The 18,093-nt window shown below is 68.4% G+C and carries 19 protein-coding genes; 6 read left to right on the forward strand and 13 right to left on the reverse strand.

The window, feature by feature from the left end; translation table 11 throughout:
• Positions 1–154: 154 nt before the first annotated feature.
• The 5 genes from ACZ5PO_RS33975 to ACZ5PO_RS33995 form a co-directional block, all read right to left on the reverse strand.
• Positions 155–2,662, reverse strand: coding sequence for a tetratricopeptide repeat protein (locus tag ACZ5PO_RS33975; protein WP_464187113.1), 2,508 nt, complete (start codon positions 2,660–2,662; stop codon positions 155–157).
• Positions 2,663–2,821: 159 nt separating this feature from the next.
• Complete coding sequence (locus ACZ5PO_RS33980; protein WP_464187114.1) at positions 2,822–3,718, reverse strand: Hint domain-containing protein; 897 nt, start codon at positions 3,716–3,718, stop codon at positions 2,822–2,824.
• Positions 3,719–4,522: 804 nt separating this feature from the next.
• Positions 4,523–5,788, reverse strand: coding sequence for a beta-ketoacyl-ACP synthase II (gene fabF / locus ACZ5PO_RS33985; RefSeq protein ID WP_464187115.1), 1,266 nt, complete (start codon positions 5,786–5,788; stop codon positions 4,523–4,525).
• A 63-nt stretch (positions 5,789–5,851) separates the two neighbouring features.
• A complete protein-coding gene (locus tag ACZ5PO_RS33990) occupies positions 5,852–7,039 on the reverse strand; it encodes an acetyl-CoA C-acyltransferase (RefSeq protein ID WP_464187116.1) in 1,188 nt (395 codons plus the stop codon).
• A gap of 23 nt (positions 7,040–7,062) precedes the next feature.
• Positions 7,063–7,575 (reverse strand): winged helix-turn-helix transcriptional regulator, encoded by a 513-nt coding sequence (locus tag ACZ5PO_RS33995; protein WP_464187117.1) that lies wholly within the window; start codon positions 7,573–7,575, stop codon positions 7,063–7,065.
• A 343-nt stretch (positions 7,576–7,918) separates the two neighbouring features.
• Here ACZ5PO_RS33995 and ACZ5PO_RS34000 point away from each other — a divergent pair, with 343 nt between their 5' ends.
• Both ACZ5PO_RS34000 and ACZ5PO_RS34005 read left to right on the forward strand, forming a co-directional pair.
• Positions 7,919–8,137 carry a hypothetical protein gene (locus ACZ5PO_RS34000; RefSeq protein ID WP_464187118.1) on the forward strand — a complete coding sequence of 73 codons (219 nt, stop codon included), beginning with the start codon at positions 7,919–7,921 and terminating at the stop codon, positions 8,135–8,137.
• 153 nt (positions 8,138–8,290) lie between these two features.
• Positions 8,291–8,464 carry a DUF3606 domain-containing protein gene (locus ACZ5PO_RS34005; protein ID WP_464187119.1) on the forward strand — a complete coding sequence of 58 codons (174 nt, stop codon included), beginning with the start codon at positions 8,291–8,293 and terminating at the stop codon, positions 8,462–8,464.
• A gap of 550 nt (positions 8,465–9,014) precedes the next feature.
• On the opposite strand, the gene ACZ5PO_RS34010 is transcribed toward ACZ5PO_RS34005, so the two are convergent.
• The 4 genes from ACZ5PO_RS34010 to ACZ5PO_RS34025 are packed head-to-tail and all read right to left on the reverse strand — an operon-like array spanning position 9,015 to position 10,622.
• The gene (locus ACZ5PO_RS34010) at positions 9,015–9,614 is read right to left on the reverse strand and encodes a hypothetical protein (RefSeq protein WP_464187120.1); all 600 of its coding nucleotides are present in this window, start codon (positions 9,612–9,614) and stop codon (positions 9,015–9,017) included.
• A complete protein-coding gene (locus ACZ5PO_RS34015; protein WP_464187121.1) occupies positions 9,611–9,838 on the reverse strand; it encodes a hypothetical protein in 228 nt (75 codons plus the stop codon). The genes ACZ5PO_RS34010 and ACZ5PO_RS34015 overlap by 4 nt, the downstream gene beginning before the upstream one ends.
• A gap of 32 nt (positions 9,839–9,870) precedes the next feature.
• Positions 9,871–10,359 (reverse strand): hypothetical protein, encoded by a 489-nt coding sequence (locus ACZ5PO_RS34020; protein WP_464187122.1) that lies wholly within the window; start codon positions 10,357–10,359, stop codon positions 9,871–9,873.
• The gene (locus tag ACZ5PO_RS34025; RefSeq protein ID WP_464187123.1) at positions 10,356–10,622 is read right to left on the reverse strand and encodes a hypothetical protein; all 267 of its coding nucleotides are present in this window, start codon (positions 10,620–10,622) and stop codon (positions 10,356–10,358) included. The genes ACZ5PO_RS34020 and ACZ5PO_RS34025 overlap by 4 nt, the downstream gene beginning before the upstream one ends.
• A gap of 92 nt (positions 10,623–10,714) precedes the next feature.
• On the opposite strand from ACZ5PO_RS34025, the gene ACZ5PO_RS34030 reads away from it, so the two are divergent.
• Positions 10,715–11,362: a LexA family transcriptional regulator gene (locus ACZ5PO_RS34030; RefSeq protein WP_464187124.1), complete on the forward strand. Its 648-nt coding sequence runs from the start codon at positions 10,715–10,717 to the stop codon at positions 11,360–11,362.
• A gap of 122 nt (positions 11,363–11,484) precedes the next feature.
• Entirely contained in the window at positions 11,485–11,892 is a 408-nt protein-coding gene (locus tag ACZ5PO_RS34035; RefSeq protein WP_464187125.1) for a hypothetical protein, read from the forward strand.
• Between the two features lie 130 nt (positions 11,893–12,022).
• On the opposite strand, the gene ACZ5PO_RS34040 is transcribed toward ACZ5PO_RS34035, so the two are convergent.
• Genes ACZ5PO_RS34040 through ACZ5PO_RS34055 form a run of 4 tightly spaced genes read right to left on the reverse strand, consistent with a single transcriptional unit; the run spans position 12,023 to position 16,633 of the window.
• Positions 12,023–12,940, reverse strand: coding sequence for an ABC transporter permease (locus ACZ5PO_RS34040; protein ID WP_464187126.1), 918 nt, complete (start codon positions 12,938–12,940; stop codon positions 12,023–12,025).
• Between the two features lie 2 nt (positions 12,941–12,942).
• A complete protein-coding gene (locus tag ACZ5PO_RS34045) occupies positions 12,943–14,049 on the reverse strand; it encodes an ABC transporter permease (RefSeq protein ID WP_464187127.1) in 1,107 nt (368 codons plus the stop codon).
• Positions 14,046–15,665, reverse strand: coding sequence for an ABC transporter ATP-binding protein (locus ACZ5PO_RS34050; RefSeq protein WP_464187128.1), 1,620 nt, complete (start codon positions 15,663–15,665; stop codon positions 14,046–14,048). Before ACZ5PO_RS34050 ends, ACZ5PO_RS34045 begins: the two co-directional genes overlap by 4 nt.
• The gene (locus tag ACZ5PO_RS34055) at positions 15,662–16,633 is read right to left on the reverse strand and encodes a BMP family protein (RefSeq protein WP_464187129.1); all 972 of its coding nucleotides are present in this window, start codon (positions 16,631–16,633) and stop codon (positions 15,662–15,664) included. Before ACZ5PO_RS34055 ends, ACZ5PO_RS34050 begins: the two co-directional genes overlap by 4 nt.
• A 285-nt stretch (positions 16,634–16,918) precedes the next feature.
• Here ACZ5PO_RS34055 and ACZ5PO_RS34060 point away from each other — a divergent pair, with 285 nt between their 5' ends.
• Together ACZ5PO_RS34060 and ACZ5PO_RS34065 are read left to right on the forward strand one after the other, a co-directional pair.
• Positions 16,919–17,308, forward strand: a complete 390-nt coding sequence (locus ACZ5PO_RS34060) for an amidase family protein (protein ID WP_464187130.1) — start codon at positions 16,919–16,921, stop codon at positions 17,306–17,308.
• A gap of 37 nt (positions 17,309–17,345) precedes the next feature.
• Entirely contained in the window at positions 17,346–18,008 is a 663-nt protein-coding gene (locus tag ACZ5PO_RS34065; RefSeq protein ID WP_464187131.1) for a TetR/AcrR family transcriptional regulator, read from the forward strand.
• The last annotated feature ends 85 nt before the right edge of the window (positions 18,009–18,093 follow it).

Raw genomic sequence — 18,093 nt, forward strand, 5'->3', positions numbered from 1 at the left:
CGACATTCAGCTATTTCACACAGAAAACGGCTCAGCCTTAGCTCGACCATCCAACGGGGCTCGCAACAGCCCACATCCGGTGGAGGCTCCTATACTGGGCTCTCGTTCAAGCGGCAGGCGCGCGACAGAGACCAAGAGCTCACGGACCAAGAGCTCACGAGGCGCGGGCGTTGAACTCCTGATTCAGCCAGCTCTTCGGCGAGGCTTTGTAGGAAGCTTGGCAGGCCGGCGCCGTGAAGCGGCGCATCTCCCATGGGGTCAGCACCAGCAGGTCGCGACCCAATTCGGCGAGGCGCCCCCGGTCGGCGGCGAGATAGCCAGCCACGGCGCGCGAGATCAGCCCTGGCCCGGTCGACAGCCAGATCGAATCCGCATCGCCCCGGACGATCGACTCCACCGCCAGCTCGAAAGCTGTCGCCAGGACCGGGTGGTCCGGCGCCGTGGCGATGAAATTGTTGGCCAGGCTGCCCAGGTGCTCCTGGCGCAGCACCAGCGCCGCGCGGGCGGTCAGCGGTGCCAGATCCGCCAGGCAGCGGTCGTCCGCATCGGCGTAGACGCCGCCCTCCCGCACCAGGATGGCGAGGCGCAAGAGATCCGCCTGCTGGGCAGCGACGCGCAGCCGCCGGAAGGCCCGGCCGACGTTCGGCGGGAAGTGCTCGCGCAGATAGTCCTGCGCCGTGCGCTTGTCGAACCTGCGATAGTGCCAACCCGGATTGAGCGCCGCCCAGGACTGCATGAGGTCGACGACGTCGTCCGGCACGGCCTGGGTATCCCAATACTGGTGGATCAGCTGCGGAATGCGGCGGTCCGGTGCGGGCGACTCCGCCGGTGCCAGCGGCCCGGCATCCAGGCATCCTGCATGGCGCAGCTTGACCAGGAGGGCCATGGCCGCGAGCGTGTAGTGCGGCATGTGGTGGACGGCATCGAGCAGCGCCGTCTCGCCTGCCGTGTCCGCCGCCTGGCGCGTCGTGGCGAGAGCTTCGGCATCGCACCAGGCGTCGTTGACCAGAGCGCCGTAGCGGCTCTGTGACGGATTGAGCGAGCCGCCGCGACCGAGGATGGTGACGCGATTCAGGTCCCGTCCGCTGGCGAAGTGCCGGCGCGCCTGGCGCGGATCGAGCCCCAGCAGCCCGCAGCGCCCCAGGCTCTCCTGCAGCGGCGCCGAACGCGGGTCGTACGCCGCCGCTGCGGCGTACGCGGCAGCCGCCGTGTCGAAGCGCCATTGCGCTTCGGCCAGCGTGCCCTCCAGATCGTGACGAACGGCGCGCTGCCGGTTGCTATCCGCCGGCAGCACCGCCGTCATGGCGCCGGCCAGGTCGTGCTGACCGGTGGCGATGGCGCGCTTGATGCGCATGATGCGAACAGCGGTTGCATCGGGCGCCACGGCCTCGGCGGCGCGGAGCGAAGCCTCTGCCTCCGTGTCGAGCCCCCGGCGAAACAGCAGGTCCGACTGCGCCAGCAGCAGCTCCGGTCCCTTGGCCTGCTCGACGCCTTGCGCCATGATCTCGAGCGCCGCATGCGCCCCCGCCGTCAGCCCGGCGAGATGCGCCAGCCGCTGCCATGGCCGCGCGTCAGTCGGCGTCAGCAGGCAGGCCCGCTCGAAGGCCTCGCGTGCTTGCGTGTGGTCCTTGGCGGCGAGCGCAAACTCGCCCCGCTGCAGCTGAGCATCGGCCACGTCCGGGTCGTCAGCGAGGATCGCGTCAACGACAGCCGCGGCCTCCGCACGCCGGCCCACATCCCGCAACGCCCGCATCAGCAGCATGCGGATCCGCACCGAAGCGGGCTCCACCGCTACCGCAGCGCCGAAATGCCCGATCGCGGCGGCGGTATCGCCGCGCGCCCGCGCCAGATGGCCGGCCTGCTCATGCGCCAGAGCCGGCACCTCGGCCTGGGCCAGGACCGGGGCCAGCGCCGCCTCGGCCGCCTCGACGCGGTCGAGGCGCTTCAAGGCCGCTGCCAGCATGATCCGCCGCCGGTTGTCGGCCGGCCCCGATTCGGCGGCGAGCGCCGGCGTGAAGAAGGCCACCGTCGCCTCGTCGTCCTTGAGCGCGAGCGCAACGTCGCCGGCGGCGATGAGCGCAGCCCGGTCGTCGGGCCGAGCGGCGAGCAGCGGATCGATCACATCCTTGGCCGCCCGCGCCAGCCCGGCGCGGAGCAACTCCTGCGTGGCGAGCAGGCGCAGCGCGTCATCCTCAGGCGCGGCCGCCATGGCAGCCACAAGGCCGTCGTGCATGGCCTCCGCGCCGCCGTGCTGGCGGGCGTGAATGCAGAACAGCCGCGCCACATTGGGCACCGACGGATGCGCGAGCAGCAGCACCCGCACGGCCTCCGATGAGCCGGTCTGGCCGCCGAGATCTTTGATCAAGGCACGGGCCAGCTGATGCAACCCGACGTGGGTAGGATCGCCTGTGAGGGCCGCAATGGCGAGGGAGAACGCCTGTTGGGGCTCCCCCTGGCGGCGGGCCAGCTCCGCCCGTCCATGCAAAGCGCGCGGCGCCGCCGGCTCGACCGAGAGCACCGCAGCGAAGCTCGCGGCAGCAGTCTCGAAGTCGCCCTGCTCCAACGCCTTCATGCCGGCCGACGCCGTAGCGCGGATCCAGGATGCCGGGTTCTCGCCGGGCGGCGGCTGATAAGCCGGCTGCTCAATTACTGGACGATTCATCCCGCCGTGTCACGTTGCGTTGCCCTAGACTGTCCTATGCCAGAATAACGAACCGCATCAAGGACACCGAGGCCGTCGCCACGCGCTGCGCACGAAAAAGGCGGGGGCGCCGTTGCGCCCCCGCCTGTCTCGAATCGTATCGGCGGCTGCGTCAGCAGCTTACGCCGCCGCTTTCTCCGCGGCGTAGCCGAGGGCCACCGCCCGCTCCTCGAGGCGTGCAACGAGCGCCCGCGGCAGCTGGCGCGCCGACTTGGCACGGGGCAGCTCCAGCTCGTCGATATGTGCCTCGCGGTCGCCGAACAGCGCCTCGTACTCGGCGTAGTTGTCGAAGCGGCGGCGGCTGACGTTGTCGACGAAGGTCTCCGCGACGGCGCCTTCCGCCAGCACCAGGGCGTGGTCTTCCAACTCGATGTGGTAGTAGGTGAAGGTAGCCGCGGGCTGGGCCATCCGCGTGATGCTGGTGCCGTTGACCAAGGCCGCGGCCTGCACCAGCACGCCATCGACCAGGATGCCATGGTCAGGCGAAACATAGAGGTCGCGCGACGGCACGTTCTCCGCCAGTGCGCCAGCGCCGATGCGGACGGGATAGCTGCGCAGCGGATCGGCGAACAGGGCGGCCATCGTTTGGCGGCCGATCCACAGCACGGGCCGGGTCTCGCCATCGGCGGTCAGCACCAGGTCGCCAGCCGCCAGGCTCTCGACCGCGCGCTCGCCGTCCGGCGTGGCGATCAGCGTTCCGGCGAGGAAGCAGTAAGGGACCTCGTCGAAGGGCGGCACCGGATCGCCCGGATCGAGATTGCCGTTGGGCGAGAGAAAGAAATGCTGCGTGCCGTCGGCGTTGGTGAAGAACGGCTGGCTGTCGACGCTCATGCCCTGGTAGATCCAGGGCGTCGTGGCCCCGTTGAATGTAATGGTGACGGTGTCACCCACCGCCAAGCTGGTGGGAGGCGTCGGCGCATGAAGGACGGGACGGTTGTCGGCGGTCCCCTCCTCAGCCGTGATAATACCCGTGCCGATATCATAGGTAAAAAGACGCGAGTAGGTTACGTCAGCCATTTCTCTCTCCAGTTTGCCTCGGATCAGCAGATCTATTTTCTATTACCAAATTTATACATTATTACTATTCAACCCACACGATGATCTGCGCCTTCACCGCATATGTAGACAAGCTACTACGTCGACAACCAAGACGTCGGCGTTGACGGCGGCGTGCGGCAGCACGGCGCGGCCTGTCTGCATATTCAAGTCGTCATTGCGTCCCCGTCGAACCAAGAGCCTGTACGGGCTCGGCACGCCAGCAAGAAACGAGAGCCAGGACTGTCCTATTCGGTTGAACGTCCTACCAATCGATCGACCCGCGTACAAGGAATTTCTTGCGATGCAACAATGGCGGGCACGGCACAACATCGCGCACCGCTTACCAAGTTGGGACTATACTACATATGCCCCATATATAACTTTATGGATATATGAGTACCCATTTATGGGTATATGATATTGTCAGCGGTGGAGCCCTCTCGGCCGCTCGCAACTGGACCTCAATCCCAAGCCGGATAAGGTTCTGCCGCGGCGCGACGAATACGGTCGAGGGAATTCCCGACAGGCGAAGGACGTTCGGAGACCCCTCCGGAGGGGACACCGACCGGGATCGGGCAAGCGCTCTATCGCGATCACGAAAAGTTGATCTCACTGACGAGACGCACGCCCCCCCGCCACAGTGCCAGACCGCCGCGCCGCCCAGCTGGGAGGCACCGCGGTCGGCCGGAATCGCCCGGCCGCAGGAGAAGGGCTCCAGAATCGAAGCTCTTTGTCTCGGCTTTAGAACAACTCCAAGGTCAGCCTCGTCCTGGGGCGGCCGCTCTAGCTCCAGCGCCGCAGGACCACGCTGGCGTTGACGCCGCCGAAGCCGAAGCCGTTGGAGATGGCATGCTCCATGGCCATGGGCCGGGCGGTGAGGGCGACGAGATCGACGCCCTCGGCTGCCGCGTCCGGCCGATGCAGATTGAGCGTCGGCGGCGCGATCTGATCGCGCAGGGCCAGTAGGGTGAAGATCGCCTCCAGGCCTCCGGCGGCACCGAGCAGGTGGCCCGTGGCCGACTTGGTGGCGCTGACCGCGATGCCGCCTTCGACCCCGAACAGCGCCTTGATCGCTTCGAGCTCGCCGTGGTCGCCCACGGGCGTGGAGGTGGCGTGGGCGTTCAGGTGCTGCACGTCGCGCGGCGCCAGCCCGGCCTGGTCGAGGGCGATGGCCATGGCGCGGCGGGCGCCGTCGCCGTCCTCGGGCCCGGCGGTGATGTGATAGGCATCGGCGGTGGTGCCGTAGCCGACGATCTCGGCGAGCGGCGCGGCGCCACGGGCCAACGCGTGGTCCAGGGCCTCGATCACCAGGATGCCGGCGCCCTCGCCCATGACGAAGCCGTCGCGGTCGGCGTCGAAGGGCCGGGAAGCGCGCTCCGGCGTGTCGTTGAAGCCGGTGGAGAGTGCGCGCGCCGCGGCAAAGGCGCCGATGCTGACATTGTTGATGCAGGCCTCGCTGCCGCCGCAGACGGCGATATCGGCTTCACCCGAGCGGATGAGCCGGGCCGCGTCGCCGATGGCCTGGACGCCGGCGGCGCAGGCGGTGACCGGTGCGCCGATCGGCCCCTTGAAGCCGTGACGGATCGAGACCTGTCCGGCCGCGAGGTTGACGAGGAACGACGGCACGGTGAACGGCGACAGCCGCCGTATGCCGCGGGCGTCGGCCGTGCGGACCGCCTCGGTGATGGCCGGGAAGCCGCCGATGCCGGAGGCGATCACCGTTGCGCTATGCTCCTGCTCGCGTCCCGTTCGCGGCGCCCACCCCGATTGCGCGATGGCCTCGTCTGCGGCCGCGAGCGCAAGCAGGATGAAGCGATCCATCTTGCGCAGGTCCTTGGCAGGGGCGACGCGCTCCGCATCGAGGCCGGCTTCGGGGTCGTCGGCCCGATCGGGGACCACGCCGGCGACCTTGGCCGGCAGTTCGGCCGCCGCCGGGTCGGCAAGGCGGCGGATGCCGGAACGCCCGGCGAGCAGCCGCGACCAGGCCAGCTCCACGCCGACCCCGAGCGGACTGGCGAGTCCCAAGCCCGTCACAACGACGCGGCGCATGCGCGATCCTTCCGAGTTTGCCGTCATGCCCCGCTCGCGTGCTGCTGCCCGAGCGGAGCGTAGTCAGTGCAGGCGCTCGATGGCAACTGCGGTCGCTTCGCCACCGCCGATGCAGAGCGCCGCGACCCCGCGCTCGGCTCCGCGATGCTGGAGCGCGTGCAGCAGCGTGACGATCAGCCGGGCGCCGGTAGCACCGATCGGATGGCCCAGCGCGCAGGCGCCGCCGTTGACGTTGAGACGGTCGCGCGCGATGCCGAGATCCTTGGCCGCAGCCATGGCGACGACGGCAAAGGCCTCGTTGATCTCGAACAGGTCGACGTCGCCGACGGCCCAGTTGGCCTTGTCGAGCAGCTTGCGGATCGCCGGGATCGGCGCCGTCGTGTACCAGGCCGGCTCCTGGCTGTGGGTGGCGTGCGCCTTGATCTCGGCGAGCATCGGCAGCCCCTCCCGCTCGGCGATCGAGCGGCGGGTCAGCACCAGCGCCGCTGCGCCGTCGGCGTTGGCGGAGGCACTCGCGGCGGTGATCGTGCCGTCGGGCCGGAAGGCCGGCTTGAGGGTGGGGATCTTGTCGGGCGAGACCTTCAGCGGATGCTCGTCCGTATCGACGAGCGTCTGGCCACCCTTGCCGGGAACGGCGATGGGCACGATCTCGGCCTTGAAGGCGCCGTCCGCGATGGCCCGGCGCGCCCGCGTCAGGGTCTCGGCCGCATAGACATCCTGGTCGTCGCGACTGAACTGGAAGGCCTCGGCCGCAGCCTCGCCGAAATCGCCCATGGGGCGGCCGCGCTCGTAGGCGTCTTCCAGCCCGTCGAGCATCATGTGGTCGAAGATCTGCTCATGCCCGACGCGGTAGCCGCCGCGCGCCTTGGCCAGCAGGTAGGGCGCGTTGGACATGGATTCCATGCCGCCGGAGACGACGATGGCGGCGGAGCCCGCCCGGATCAGATCGTGAGCGAGCATGGTCGCCTTCATGCCCGAGCCGCAGACCTTGTTGATCGTGGTGGCGCCGGTCGCATCGGGCAGCCCGGCGCCGCGCATGGCCTGACGGGCCGGAGCCTGCCCCTGCCCCGCCGGCAATACGCAGCCCATGAGCACCTCGTCGACGCGGTCAGCGGGCAGCTTCGCCCGTTCGAGGGCCGAGCGAATGACATGAGCGCCGAGCGCCGGCGCCGCGACCGGGGCCAGGTCACCGAGGAAACGGCCAAGCGGCGTGCGGACGGCGGAGACAATGACGACCGGATCGGTGGACATGATGAATGGCTCCTTTTCCGAGTTCAGCTGACCGCGGGATCCGATGCCGGGCGCGGCGACGCGCCGGCGTAGCGTTGCCGTATGCCCGCATCGGCAGCAGGACCGGCGATGGTGCGGAAGACCGGATCGGTCAGCGGCAAGCCGCTGACCCGGTCGATGAGCACCGCCTCGACCTCGCGGCCGGTGCGGCTGTCGACAGTGACGACACTGCGGCCCTCCGGCGCGAAATGGACGTTGCCCCAGGCCTGCAGGGCCTGCAGCACCGGACGGAAGTCGCGGCCGCGCTCAGTCGGCACGTATTCGTAGCGCAGCGGTCGCTCGCTGTAGGGTCGCTTCTCCAGCAGCCCGGCGTCGACGAGCGCCTTCAGCCGCCGCGCCAGCATATTCGGCGCGATGTCGAGGCTCGCCTGGAATTCGTCGAAGCGCCGCAGCCCGTGCAGCGCATCGCGCAGGATAAGGATGCTCCACCACTCGCCGACGCGCTCGAGGCTGCGGGCGACCGGGCATTGCATGTTATCGAAGCTCTTGCGCCTCACCGTGCGAACGCTCCGTCGAGAACGGCTAAGCCCGACATATAGTCATCAACTATCATCATGCAAGTCACTGGTTCCGATGTTCCCGAACCCCTGCACGCGGACAGCTCAGGGGGCTGGACACGCGTGCCGGGCCGGCCCTGCAACGGAACGGCTTCGGGACGGGCTTCGACCAGGCCGCACATATGAACGCGAGTCATCGCCGGCTGCGACGAGGCGCTCTTCCACTAAGCGATGCGCACGCGATCGATGTCGGGAGTAACAATTTCGGCCATCTTGACGGTGTTGGGCCGAGGCTTCACGCTCCAGCTCGTGAATCAAAAGAACTTGGGTTGGGGAGAGAACGATGGCCTGGATTCAGCTCACCAATACATCCGATGAGGCCGTGACGGTCAACATGGATTGCGTCACGCATTTTCAAGCCACGACCGGCCCCTTGACCAGGCTGAGCTTCGGCTTCGCCGACGGCACGAAAGCCCAGCAGAGGCATTTCCATGTGAAGGAAACGCCGGAACAAATCATGGAATGGCTCAGGACCTGCGGCATCGAGGTTCGGCAGCAGTAAGCGGTCCGGCACGGTTGCAGACGGCACGATCCGACGGGGCGCAGTGCGTTCATGGGCCTTGTGCACGGGCCGATGCCGTGCTGAGCTGATCGCTTGAACCGGATGCCCTAGGGGAAGCCCGGGGGTGGGCTGGCGTCCGGCGCGGGGGACAGCATGCCTGACGACAAGACGCCGCGGGCCGCCTCAGATCGTGGTACACTCACCACGGGGGCTCACCACTTCGCCAGAGAGCACGGCATCTCGAAGGATCAGGCGCTGAGGCTCCTCCAGAAGCTGGGCAACAATCGCGAGAAGCTGAAGGCGGCGGCCGAGAAGCTGCGGAGATGATCGGCAGGCGCACGCGGCCGTTCCGTCGGCGGAGACGTGGCCCGCGCCCTCCTCCGGGGATTGCCCGCCGCCGCGCAAGCGTCGCGCTGGAGCGGGATGATTTATCTTCGCATCATCATCCCGCTCCAAGTCTTTGTTTTGAGCATGATCTTGTCCAAAAACCGAGATCCACTTTTGGGGATCATGCTCTAACGACCACTGGCGCGGTCAAGTCAGGAGTCGGATCGCAACGATGATAAGGCTCGTCGCGGCAAGCTCAATGTAGAGGCCGATTCCGATCCCGCGGCATAAGTTGAGGCCTTTATCGGCAGACCCATTATTTGCAGAGGCGCACAGCATAATATCTCGCATTTCAGCCTTAAGCGCTTCGCGACCGGGTGGGCTCGCCCAATCACAAGAGAAGCGCTTCAGATTTAAAAAATGATGAGCATTTCGCTGCCATTGGATGGGTCCATCCAATGGCACGTCAGATCGGCATCGGATGTGTTGCCGACGGGGCATTGGTCCATGACGACCGCCCGGCGCAGGCCCGCCGGCGTCGGGCACGCCCTCACCCTCGCTTGGCGGAGCGGCCGACGACGGCCCAGTGCTCGGCCAGGAGTTCCAGCGCCTGGCGGAACATCCAGGCATAGCGATCCGTGATATGCTTGTCGCGCCGGCCGCTGAGCCGGTAGGCGGCATCACCCAGGGTGAGGCGCTCGCCCAGCACCATGACCAGGACGCGCTCGCCCAACATGCCCACCACCGGGCGGGTGGCGTCGAGCAGCCTGACCGCCGCCTGCGCCGCCTCCAGGCCTTGCACGATACGCGCGTCGCGGCGGTCGGCGGGATCGCTGCGGCTTCCTTCCATCGCCCAGGCGCTGCCGAGCGCATGAAGGCCGGTGCGTTCCAGCGCCTGCTGGTAGCGCAGGCCCGCCGCATAGGCCGCATGGTCGATGCGCTTGTGCGCGTATTCGGTCTCCAGCGCATCGGTGCGGGCGTTGATGGCGACCCGCTGCTTGTCGCCGGGCCGTGCCGCGTTGGGATCGGCGACGATGCCGTGCACGATGTGGACGTTGAAGCCGCGCTGGCCCGCCTTGGGCAGCTCGCCGGGCACGCTGCCGCGGTGGATGGCGGTATAGCGGCCCTCGCCGTCGCGCTTCGAGCTCATCGGCCTTCTCCGGCGGGAATGGAATGCTGGTTCGTACGCCAGGCGGCCGCAGCCTCGAGCGCCACCGCGGCGCGGTCGCGGTACTCTCTCCGGCGATGGATGTCGGCCCAGCTGCGGAACGGGTTCACGAAGAGCCGATCGTGGTCGAGCAGCGCCTTGGCCACGTGGTCGATGAGCGCCGGCGATGCGGCCTGGTCGGCGGTCCGGTCGGTTTCGGATGCCATGGTCGTGCTCCTGAACGGTTTGAGGCGGGCCGCTACGCGTCACGCCGGGCGGGTGGGGTGTTCGGAAGGTTGAGCGGAGCCAGCGTGCCTCGTCGCGTCGAGGGGACGGCAGCCTCGTGCTCGTCCCAGACCTCGTCCGCCGACGCCTCGTAGGCCTCGCCGAGCAGGGCACGCACCAGGCCGTGCTGGGCGGCCAGGCGGATCATCTCGCGGACGGCAAGTGGCGCCGTCAGCCCGAACGCCCGGGCCTGTTCGGCGATCGCCTTGGCGTTCTGGGCCGATACCTTGGTCGAAAAGCCCGGCACCGGCTTCTCCCGGCGGGCCGGCGCCCGATGCGGCTCGTAGGAGAGCTTGCAGGCCTTGATCTTGACCGCGTTGGCGGTGACGCCCAGCTCCGCGGCGATCTCCGCCGGCGTGGCGCCCTGGCGGCGCAGCGCCAGGAGCCGCGCAACGCGAGCGCCGGTCCACACGGTCGGCTGGCGCGGCGTCCGCCGGCGCGTGCCGTCGACGGGCGCCATCATCGCACCTCCGCGCGCTGGCAGGGCGTCGCGCGCGGCACGGCCGGCTCGGCACGCGGCAGAAAATCGTCCGGCTGCAGCGCCACCCCGACCTTGGCGGCGAAATCCAGCAGACGCCGGTGATGGCGCTGCGGGATCAGGCCGCCGGTGCCGCCCCTGGCCTTGGAATACTGCCAGCGGTAGGGCGCGGTGTAGGCCGTGCCGGTGGCCGCGGCGACCGCGGCTTCGCCGCCCAGGCGCTTGATGATGGTGCGTGCCGGTTCCATGGGGTTAACATTCTGCTAACGTGAAATTTCGGTCAAGCTTATTTCAGATTTTTACCCTTGCTTTTTATTCTGATTTACAGAAATATATCATCATGTCTGTCGATTGGATTCGCCGCGGACTCGACAAGCCGGGCAAGACACGGTCCGGGCTGGCCGCGCACATGGGCTGGCAGCCCTCGGTCGTGACCGCGCTGCTGAAGGGGGCCAGGCAGCTCAAGGCATCCGAAATCCCCTTCATTGCCGACTACCTGGAGGTGCCGTCGCCCCTGGCGTTGGAGCCCCCATCCGCCCCCCCCGGACCCGGCCACATGCCTGCGGCGCCCGGACGCCCCTCGCCGCCGGCGTTGGGTGCCCGGGACCTGCCGGTCTACGCCGCCGTCGAGGGCGGGCCCGGGGAGATGGTGGTCTCGACCGATCCCATCGACCACGTGCCGCGCCCGTGGTTCATGGGCGACGTGCGCGACGGCTTTGCCGTGCTGGTCACCGGTGAGAGCATGTCGCCGGTCTACGAGGCGGGCGACATGGTCATCGTCAACCCGCGCCTGCCGCCGCTGCCCAACAAGAAGCACATCTTCGTGGCCGAGACGGTGCTCGGCGAATTCAAGGCGACGGTGAAACAGCTGATCAAGGCGACGCCGGAGGAGTGGCGGGTCAAACAGTACAATCCCGAGCGCGAGTTCGCTTTGGCCAGAAACCCATGGGCGCGCGCGCTGCGCATCGTCGGCAAGTACGAAGCCTGAGCTGAAGCGCCTGTTCGGTTTGGATATTTCTTATAATCAGAATATTCGGCGTTTGATGAATTTCATATTTTGAGAAACACTGGGTCTCACGAGTGGCGGACCGGCCGCCGCGGGAGGCCCTTGTGCATATGTCCATCCGCGCCCGCGATCTGCCGCGGCCCGTTCGCCCGGAGCCACCGGTTGCCGCCGATCGCGACCTCTACCTCGTCCTCCTCGGCCACGCCGATGGCGATTTCATGCCCGAGACGACGCTGGCGACGGCCACCGCCGAACGCGTCGCTGCCGACATCTTCGACGGCCAGTACGAACGGATCATCGGCGTGGTGCGCTGCCAGCCGGCGGCGGGCACCGCGGCGATCGCCGACGCCGAGATCGCCGAGCTCATGTCGGCGCTGAGCTTCACGCGCCTGGCGACGCCGCCCGGCGCGGTGCGCGACTGGATCGAAGCCTATGGCCTCCCGTTCTATGAGGAGGACTGGTACCGCGCCGGCCGCCGGCTCTACGAGCGCGAGAGCGCACAGGCCGGATGATATCCTGGTCGCCCCATTATCCTGCCTCGCCGACGCCGTCGACGAGGACGAGGTTCCGGCTCGACGCCTCGTCGCGCACCGCGAGCGCGGCGGCGTACGATGCAGTGCGCGGGACAAACAACCCCGCCGGCTACCGCCAATAGGGCACCGCGAGCGCTCGCGGCGCCGTCTGACGACCGACGAGACCGGCCACCGAGAGGAAAGCCAGCAGGTAGGGCGACATGATCAGCAGGGCGCTGGGCACCTCGATGCCCATGGCCGGCAACTGGAACTGCAACGCCGTGGCGGCGCCGAACAGCAGGCAGGCGATGGCGGTGCGGACGATATCCCATTTGCCGAAGATCACGGCAGCGATGGCGAGATAGCCCGCGCCGTTGGTCATGCCTTCGGTGAAGGTGTGGATGTCGCCGATCGACAGGAAGGCGCCGCCCAGCGCTGCCATGATGCCGGTGAAGATCACCACGCCGTAGCGTAGCCGCTGCGCCGACAGCCCGGCGCGGTCGAGCACCCGCGGGCTGTCGCCGGCCGCCCGCAGCGCGATGCCGAGCGCCGTGGAACGCAGCACCAGGGCGACGGCGACGACGATCAGCGGCGCGGCGTAGACGAGCCAGACCTGGGTGAACACCGCCTCGCCGAACACCGGGATTTGCCCCAGGCCGGGCGGGCTCCATTTGTCGAAGCCGGGGATGGCCTCGCGTGAGCGAGCGCCGAAGATCTCCCGATAGCCCAGCGTCGTGGCCCCGAGGATCAGGATATTGAGGCCGAGCCCGGAGACGATCTGGTTGGCCCTGAGCGTGTTGGTGAGAAAGGCCTGGAGCAGCGCCACCGGCACCACCGCGAGGATGGCGATCAACAGGCCCAGCGCCGGGCTGCCGGTCGCCCAGGAGGCGACCGCGCCGGCAAAGGCGCCGGTGAGCATCATGCCCTCCAGGCTCATGTTGAGCACGCCGGCGCGCTCGCTCACCAGCTCGCCGATGGCGGCGAGCATCAGCGGCATGGCGAGCCGGATCGACGACCCCAGGAAGACGGCCAGCAATTCCGCGGTCATGCTCAGCCCCTCGCCGGTTGCCTGCGGTCGAGCCAGAAGGCGGCGCCGGCCACGGCGACGACGATCAGCCCCTGGATCACCAGGACCAGCGCGGTCGGCACACCGGCGCTCATCTCCATGGTGATGCCGGCCGAGCGCAGGAAGCCGAACAGCAGGGCCGCCGCAATGACGCCTCCCACCGAGCCGCGCGCCAGGAGCCCGACGACGAGGCCGTCGTAGCCGTAGCCCGACGAGAAGCCGGCCTTGAGGGAGTACTGGTCGCCGAGCAGCATCATGGCGCCGGCGAGGCCGCCGAAGCCGCCGGCGACGAGGAAGGCCAGCACCACGGTCTGCGGCGTGGAGAAGCCGGCGCGGGTTGCCGCCACCGGGTTGAGACCGACGGCCTTGAGCTGGAAGCCGAGACGCGAACGGCCGAGCACGATGGCGACGAGGATCGCGAGCGCGACGGCGATCGGCAGGCCGATGGTGACCGGAGACCCATAGTCGCCGGTCAACAGCGGCAGCTGGGCCGCCTCGGGGATCGCCGACGATTCCGGCAGAGTGGCTGCCGTCGTCATCGGCTGGCGCAGCAACTGCTCCGACTGCACGCACCAATAGACCAGCCATGTGGCGATGAACGAGAGCAGCAGCGTGCTGATCACCTCATTGGTGCCGACGCGCGCCTTCAGCACGCCGGCGATGCCGCCCCACAGGGCGCCGGCCAGCGTCGCCGCCAGCATCGGCATGATGAAGGCGAGGCCGAACGGCAGCGTGCCGACGCCAGGAGCCAGCGCCACGGCGGTCGCAGCGATGCCGCCCACGGCGATCTGGCCCTCGCCGCCCACGTTGGTCAGATTGGCGCGGTTGGCGAAGATGAAGCCCAAGCCCACCAGGGCGTAGATCACCGAGCGGTTGAGCGAGGCCGAGATGGCATAGGCCGAGCCGAAGGCGCCGTCGACGAAGGCGGCCGCGGCCTGGCCGAGCGGCAGGCCGGTGGCGACGACCAGCAGCGCGCCGCAGGCGAAGGCGCCCAGCACGGCGGCGATCGGGATGGCGAAGCCCGCCGGCACCATGGCTGCACGCGGTTGCGGCGGCGGGCGCGTGGGAGCCGAGGGCGCTTCCGTCGTCATGCCGCCTGCCCCGCCATGAGGGTGCCGATGCGCTCCCGCTCTCCGGGCTCGGCCGGGCATTCGCCGACGATGCGGCCCCGGTAGAGCACCAGCACGCGATTGGCGACGGCGAGGATCTCGTCGAGCTCGGAGGAGATGAGCAGCACGGCGACGCCGCGGGCACAGGCGGCACGGATGAGGCCGTAGACAGCCTCCACCGCACCGACGTCGAGGCCGCGCGTCGGCTGGGCCGCGAGCAGCACCTTGAGGCCGGGTGTGGTGAGCTCGCGGCCGAGCACCGCCTTCTGCTGGTTGCCGCCGGACAGGCTGCCGAAAGCCGCGTCCGGACCGGCGGCGCGGATGTCGAACTGCTCCATCATGGCGAGCGCCACCTTGCGCATCTCGCCGCGCCGCAGCAGGCCGAAGCGCGTCGGCACCCGGGCGCGGTCGAGGAACAGGTTCTCGGTGAGGCTCATGTCGACGATCGCGCCGACCAGGTGCCGGTCCTCGGGCACGATGCCGACGCCGGCGGCCGTGAACGCCTGGGGCCTGCGGCCGGTGAGGTCTGCACCGTCGACGACCACGCGCCCCTCGTCGGGCGCCCTGAGCCCGGCGAGCACGGCGCCGAGCTCGCTCTGGCCGTTGCCCTCGACCCCCGCGATGCCGACGATCTCGCCGGGCCTGACGGTGACGGTCAGCGTATCCAGGCGGAGCGCCCCGTCGGCGTCCCTGACGGTGATGCCGTCGAGCTGCAGCATGTCCTGCGGCGGCAGTGCCGCCCGGGGACGCGCGGGCGGCCGTGGCGCCGCGTCCTGCGCCAAATCCTGGCCCAAGCCCTGGGCCATGCCGAGGGTGATCATCATGGCGGGGTCGAGCCCCTCCATCGGGCGCTGGATCATGGCGCGGACCAGGGCGCCGATGTCGTCGGCCGGCGTGTCCGAGCTCGCCGCGATACGGCCTTGGCGCAGCACCGTGACCCGGTCCGCGACATCGCGGATCTCGGCCAGCTTGTGGGTGACGAGGATGACGGCACAGCCTTGCGCCGCCACGCGGCGGATCACCGCGAGCAGGCTCCTGATCTCGTCCGGCAGCAGCACGGCGGTCGGCTCGTCGAGAATGAGCACGCGCGGCTCGCGCATGAGGCATTTGACGATCTCGACGCGCTGGCGCTCGCCGATGGAGATGTCGCCGACGCGGGCGAAAGGCGCGAGCGTCAGGCCGTAACGGTCGCCGAGCGCGCCGAGCCGGGCGGCGTAGGCCCTGCGGTTCACCACGCCGCGCTCCTGGCCCAGCATCAGGTTGTCGACCACGCTCATGTCGTCGATCAGGCTGAAATGCTGGTGCACCATGGCGATGCCGGCGGCGAGCGCATCGCGCGGCCCGCCCGGCAGGTAGGGTGCGCCGTCGAGCCGGATCTCGCCGCCGTCGGGCCGATGGATACCGAAGAGCAGATTGCACAGCGTGGACTTGCCGGCCCCGTTCTCGCCCAGCAGGCAATGCACCTCTCCGGCGCGAAGGTCGAGATCGACGTCCGCCAGCGCCGCAAACGCGCCGAAACGCTTGCCGACGCCGCGCAGGGCGAGCACGCCTGCGCCGCGCCCGTCCAGCGGCTCGGGCACTGCCGCAACGGCGCTCACCCTTCCAGCACCTTGATCTTGCCGGAGAGAATATCGGCCTTGATGGCGTCGAGCTTGGTCTTCATCTCGGGCGTGCCCGAGCAGACGACGATGTCGGATGCCTCAGGGCCCATCTTGAGGCCGAACGGCTTGTAGCCGGCCGCCCAGGTGCCCGCGACCATCTGGTCGATGGCGTAACGCACCTGGAAGCCGACGCCGGTGATCGAATAGGCGATATAGAGCGGGTCGGTGCCGCAATAGTTGGTGTAGCTGCCGATGATGTGGGTGCCCTTCTCCTTGGCCGCCTGCTCCATGCCGCGCAAGCCCAAATTCAGGATGTGGTAGTGCACGTCGGCGCCCTGGGCGATGGCCGCCAAGGTCGCCTCCTTGGATTTGGCCACGTTGTCGAAATCGCCGGTGTAATTCTCGAAGTATTTGATGTCGGGATTGATGTACTTCGCGCCCTTGCCGAACTCTTTGCCCGCATTGACGATGGATGGAATCTCCATGCCGCCGACGTAGCTGACGGCACCGGTCTTCGACAGCATCGCCGCGGCGGCGCCGGCGACGAAGGCGATTTCCGCCTGCTTGACGTCGTAGCCGGCGACATTGGGCAGGCTGTCGCCAGCATTGCCGCCGACGATGGAGAACTTGGTCTTGGGAAAGCGCTTGGCGATCTTGAACACGGCCGCCTGGGTCTGGCCGCCGACGCCGATGACCAGTTGGTTGGCGCTGGCGAGCTGGGTCAGCGCCTGCTCCATGTCGGCGTAGTTGATGTTCTCGATCATCTGCACCTTGATCTTGTCACCGTAGGCCTTCTGCGCGGCCGCGAGCCCGTCGTAGCCGGACTCCATCCAGCCCTTGTCGGACTTCGAGCCGGGAATGAGGATGCCGATCTTGATCGGATCGGCGGCAAGGCCGGGGCGGGCCAACGAGACGGCGGCCAGTCCGGCGGCCGTCACGAGCAGGTTGCGGCGGGTGAGCAGCATGGGTGGTCCTCGCAAACGCAGTGTCGTCGTGCGGACCGGCGCGGCAGCGGCCTCGGCCCGGACCACCACAAGCACGCGACATGCCAAGCTTGCGGATCAAAAAAGTCAAATATTATCAGAGTGATATATCACATATAAAAGTAAGTGTTTATTTACTGGGCAGCGCGTGACGCCGATTGGCGCAAGGAACGGCAGCGGCGCGACCGCAATTGGGCGCGAGCCTGCAAAACCGCCCATGGCAAGGGACTTGCTGTCGGGCTCGTCGAAGCAGCGGTCAGGATCGCCATGAGCGGACGCACAGACGAGGACAAAGCCTCTTTCGAGATGGCGCGGGACGGCGCCGACGATGCCGCCCGCTGGCAACCCCTGCGGCTCGCCATTCGCGAGCGGATGGCCACGCTCCTCGGCGACGACGGCCTGCTGATCCTGCCGACGTCCCCGTCCATCGCGCCGCTTCGCACGGTCGCGCCCGACGGGCTCGGGCCGTTCCATCGCGCTGCGCTGACGCTCAGCTGCATCGCCGGCCACGCCGGGCTGCCGCAGCTCACCATTCCGACGGGCTTGGTCGAGGGCGCACCGATCGGGCTCTCGCTGATCGGGCCGCGCGGAGCAGACCGCTCCCTGCTGACCTCGGCCGCGCACATCATCGAGGAGCATCATGCGGCGTGCGGCTGAGACGGCGCCGGACCGGACGGATCCGACGGACGGCCCGATGCCTCGACCCACGCAGGTCGGGCGGCCATCGGGAAACAGGAGGGCGGCCGTACCGACGCGCGAGCGCCTGCTCGCATCGGCAAAGACCGAGTTCGCTCAGCACGGCTTTGCCGGCGCGCGAGTCGACCGCATCCTGGCCAAGGCCGGCGCCAACTCCCGCATGCTCTACCATCACTTCGGCAGCAAACGGGAGATCTACGTGGCGGTGCTCGAGGATGCGCTGACGGACCTGCGCCGCCACGAGCTCAAGCTCGACGTCGACCATGCCGATCCGCTCGAGGGGCTACTGCAGCTCTTCGACTTCATGAACGATCATTTCGAATCGAACCAGGCCCTGGTCAGTCTGTTCCGCAACGAGAACCTGCTGAAGGCCCGCTTCATGAAGACGTCTGCCAAGATCCGCGAAATGTCGTCCCCGGTTCTGGCGATGATCTCGCGGCTCATCGAGAAAGGTTATGCGCAAGGCCAGCTTGCAGCAGACCTCGATCCACTGCGCATTTACGTCCTGATGGTCGCGTTGTGCCAGTTTCATTTGTCGAATGTGCACACCCTGTCGTTCATCTTCGACCAGGATCTGTCGACGGCGGCGTGGCGCGCGGCACGCAAGCGCGATGCCCGACGCATGCTGAAGACCTTTCTGCGGGCGGGCGCGGCGACGTAAGCTTGCGGCGATGCTCCGTGGCACGGTTAACCTTCCGTTAAAGCGCGGCTTGTCGCGACGATTGTCCTCGGCCTATTGTCCGCGC

Source organism: Chelatococcus sp. KU-N122 (genome assembly GCF_055391085.1).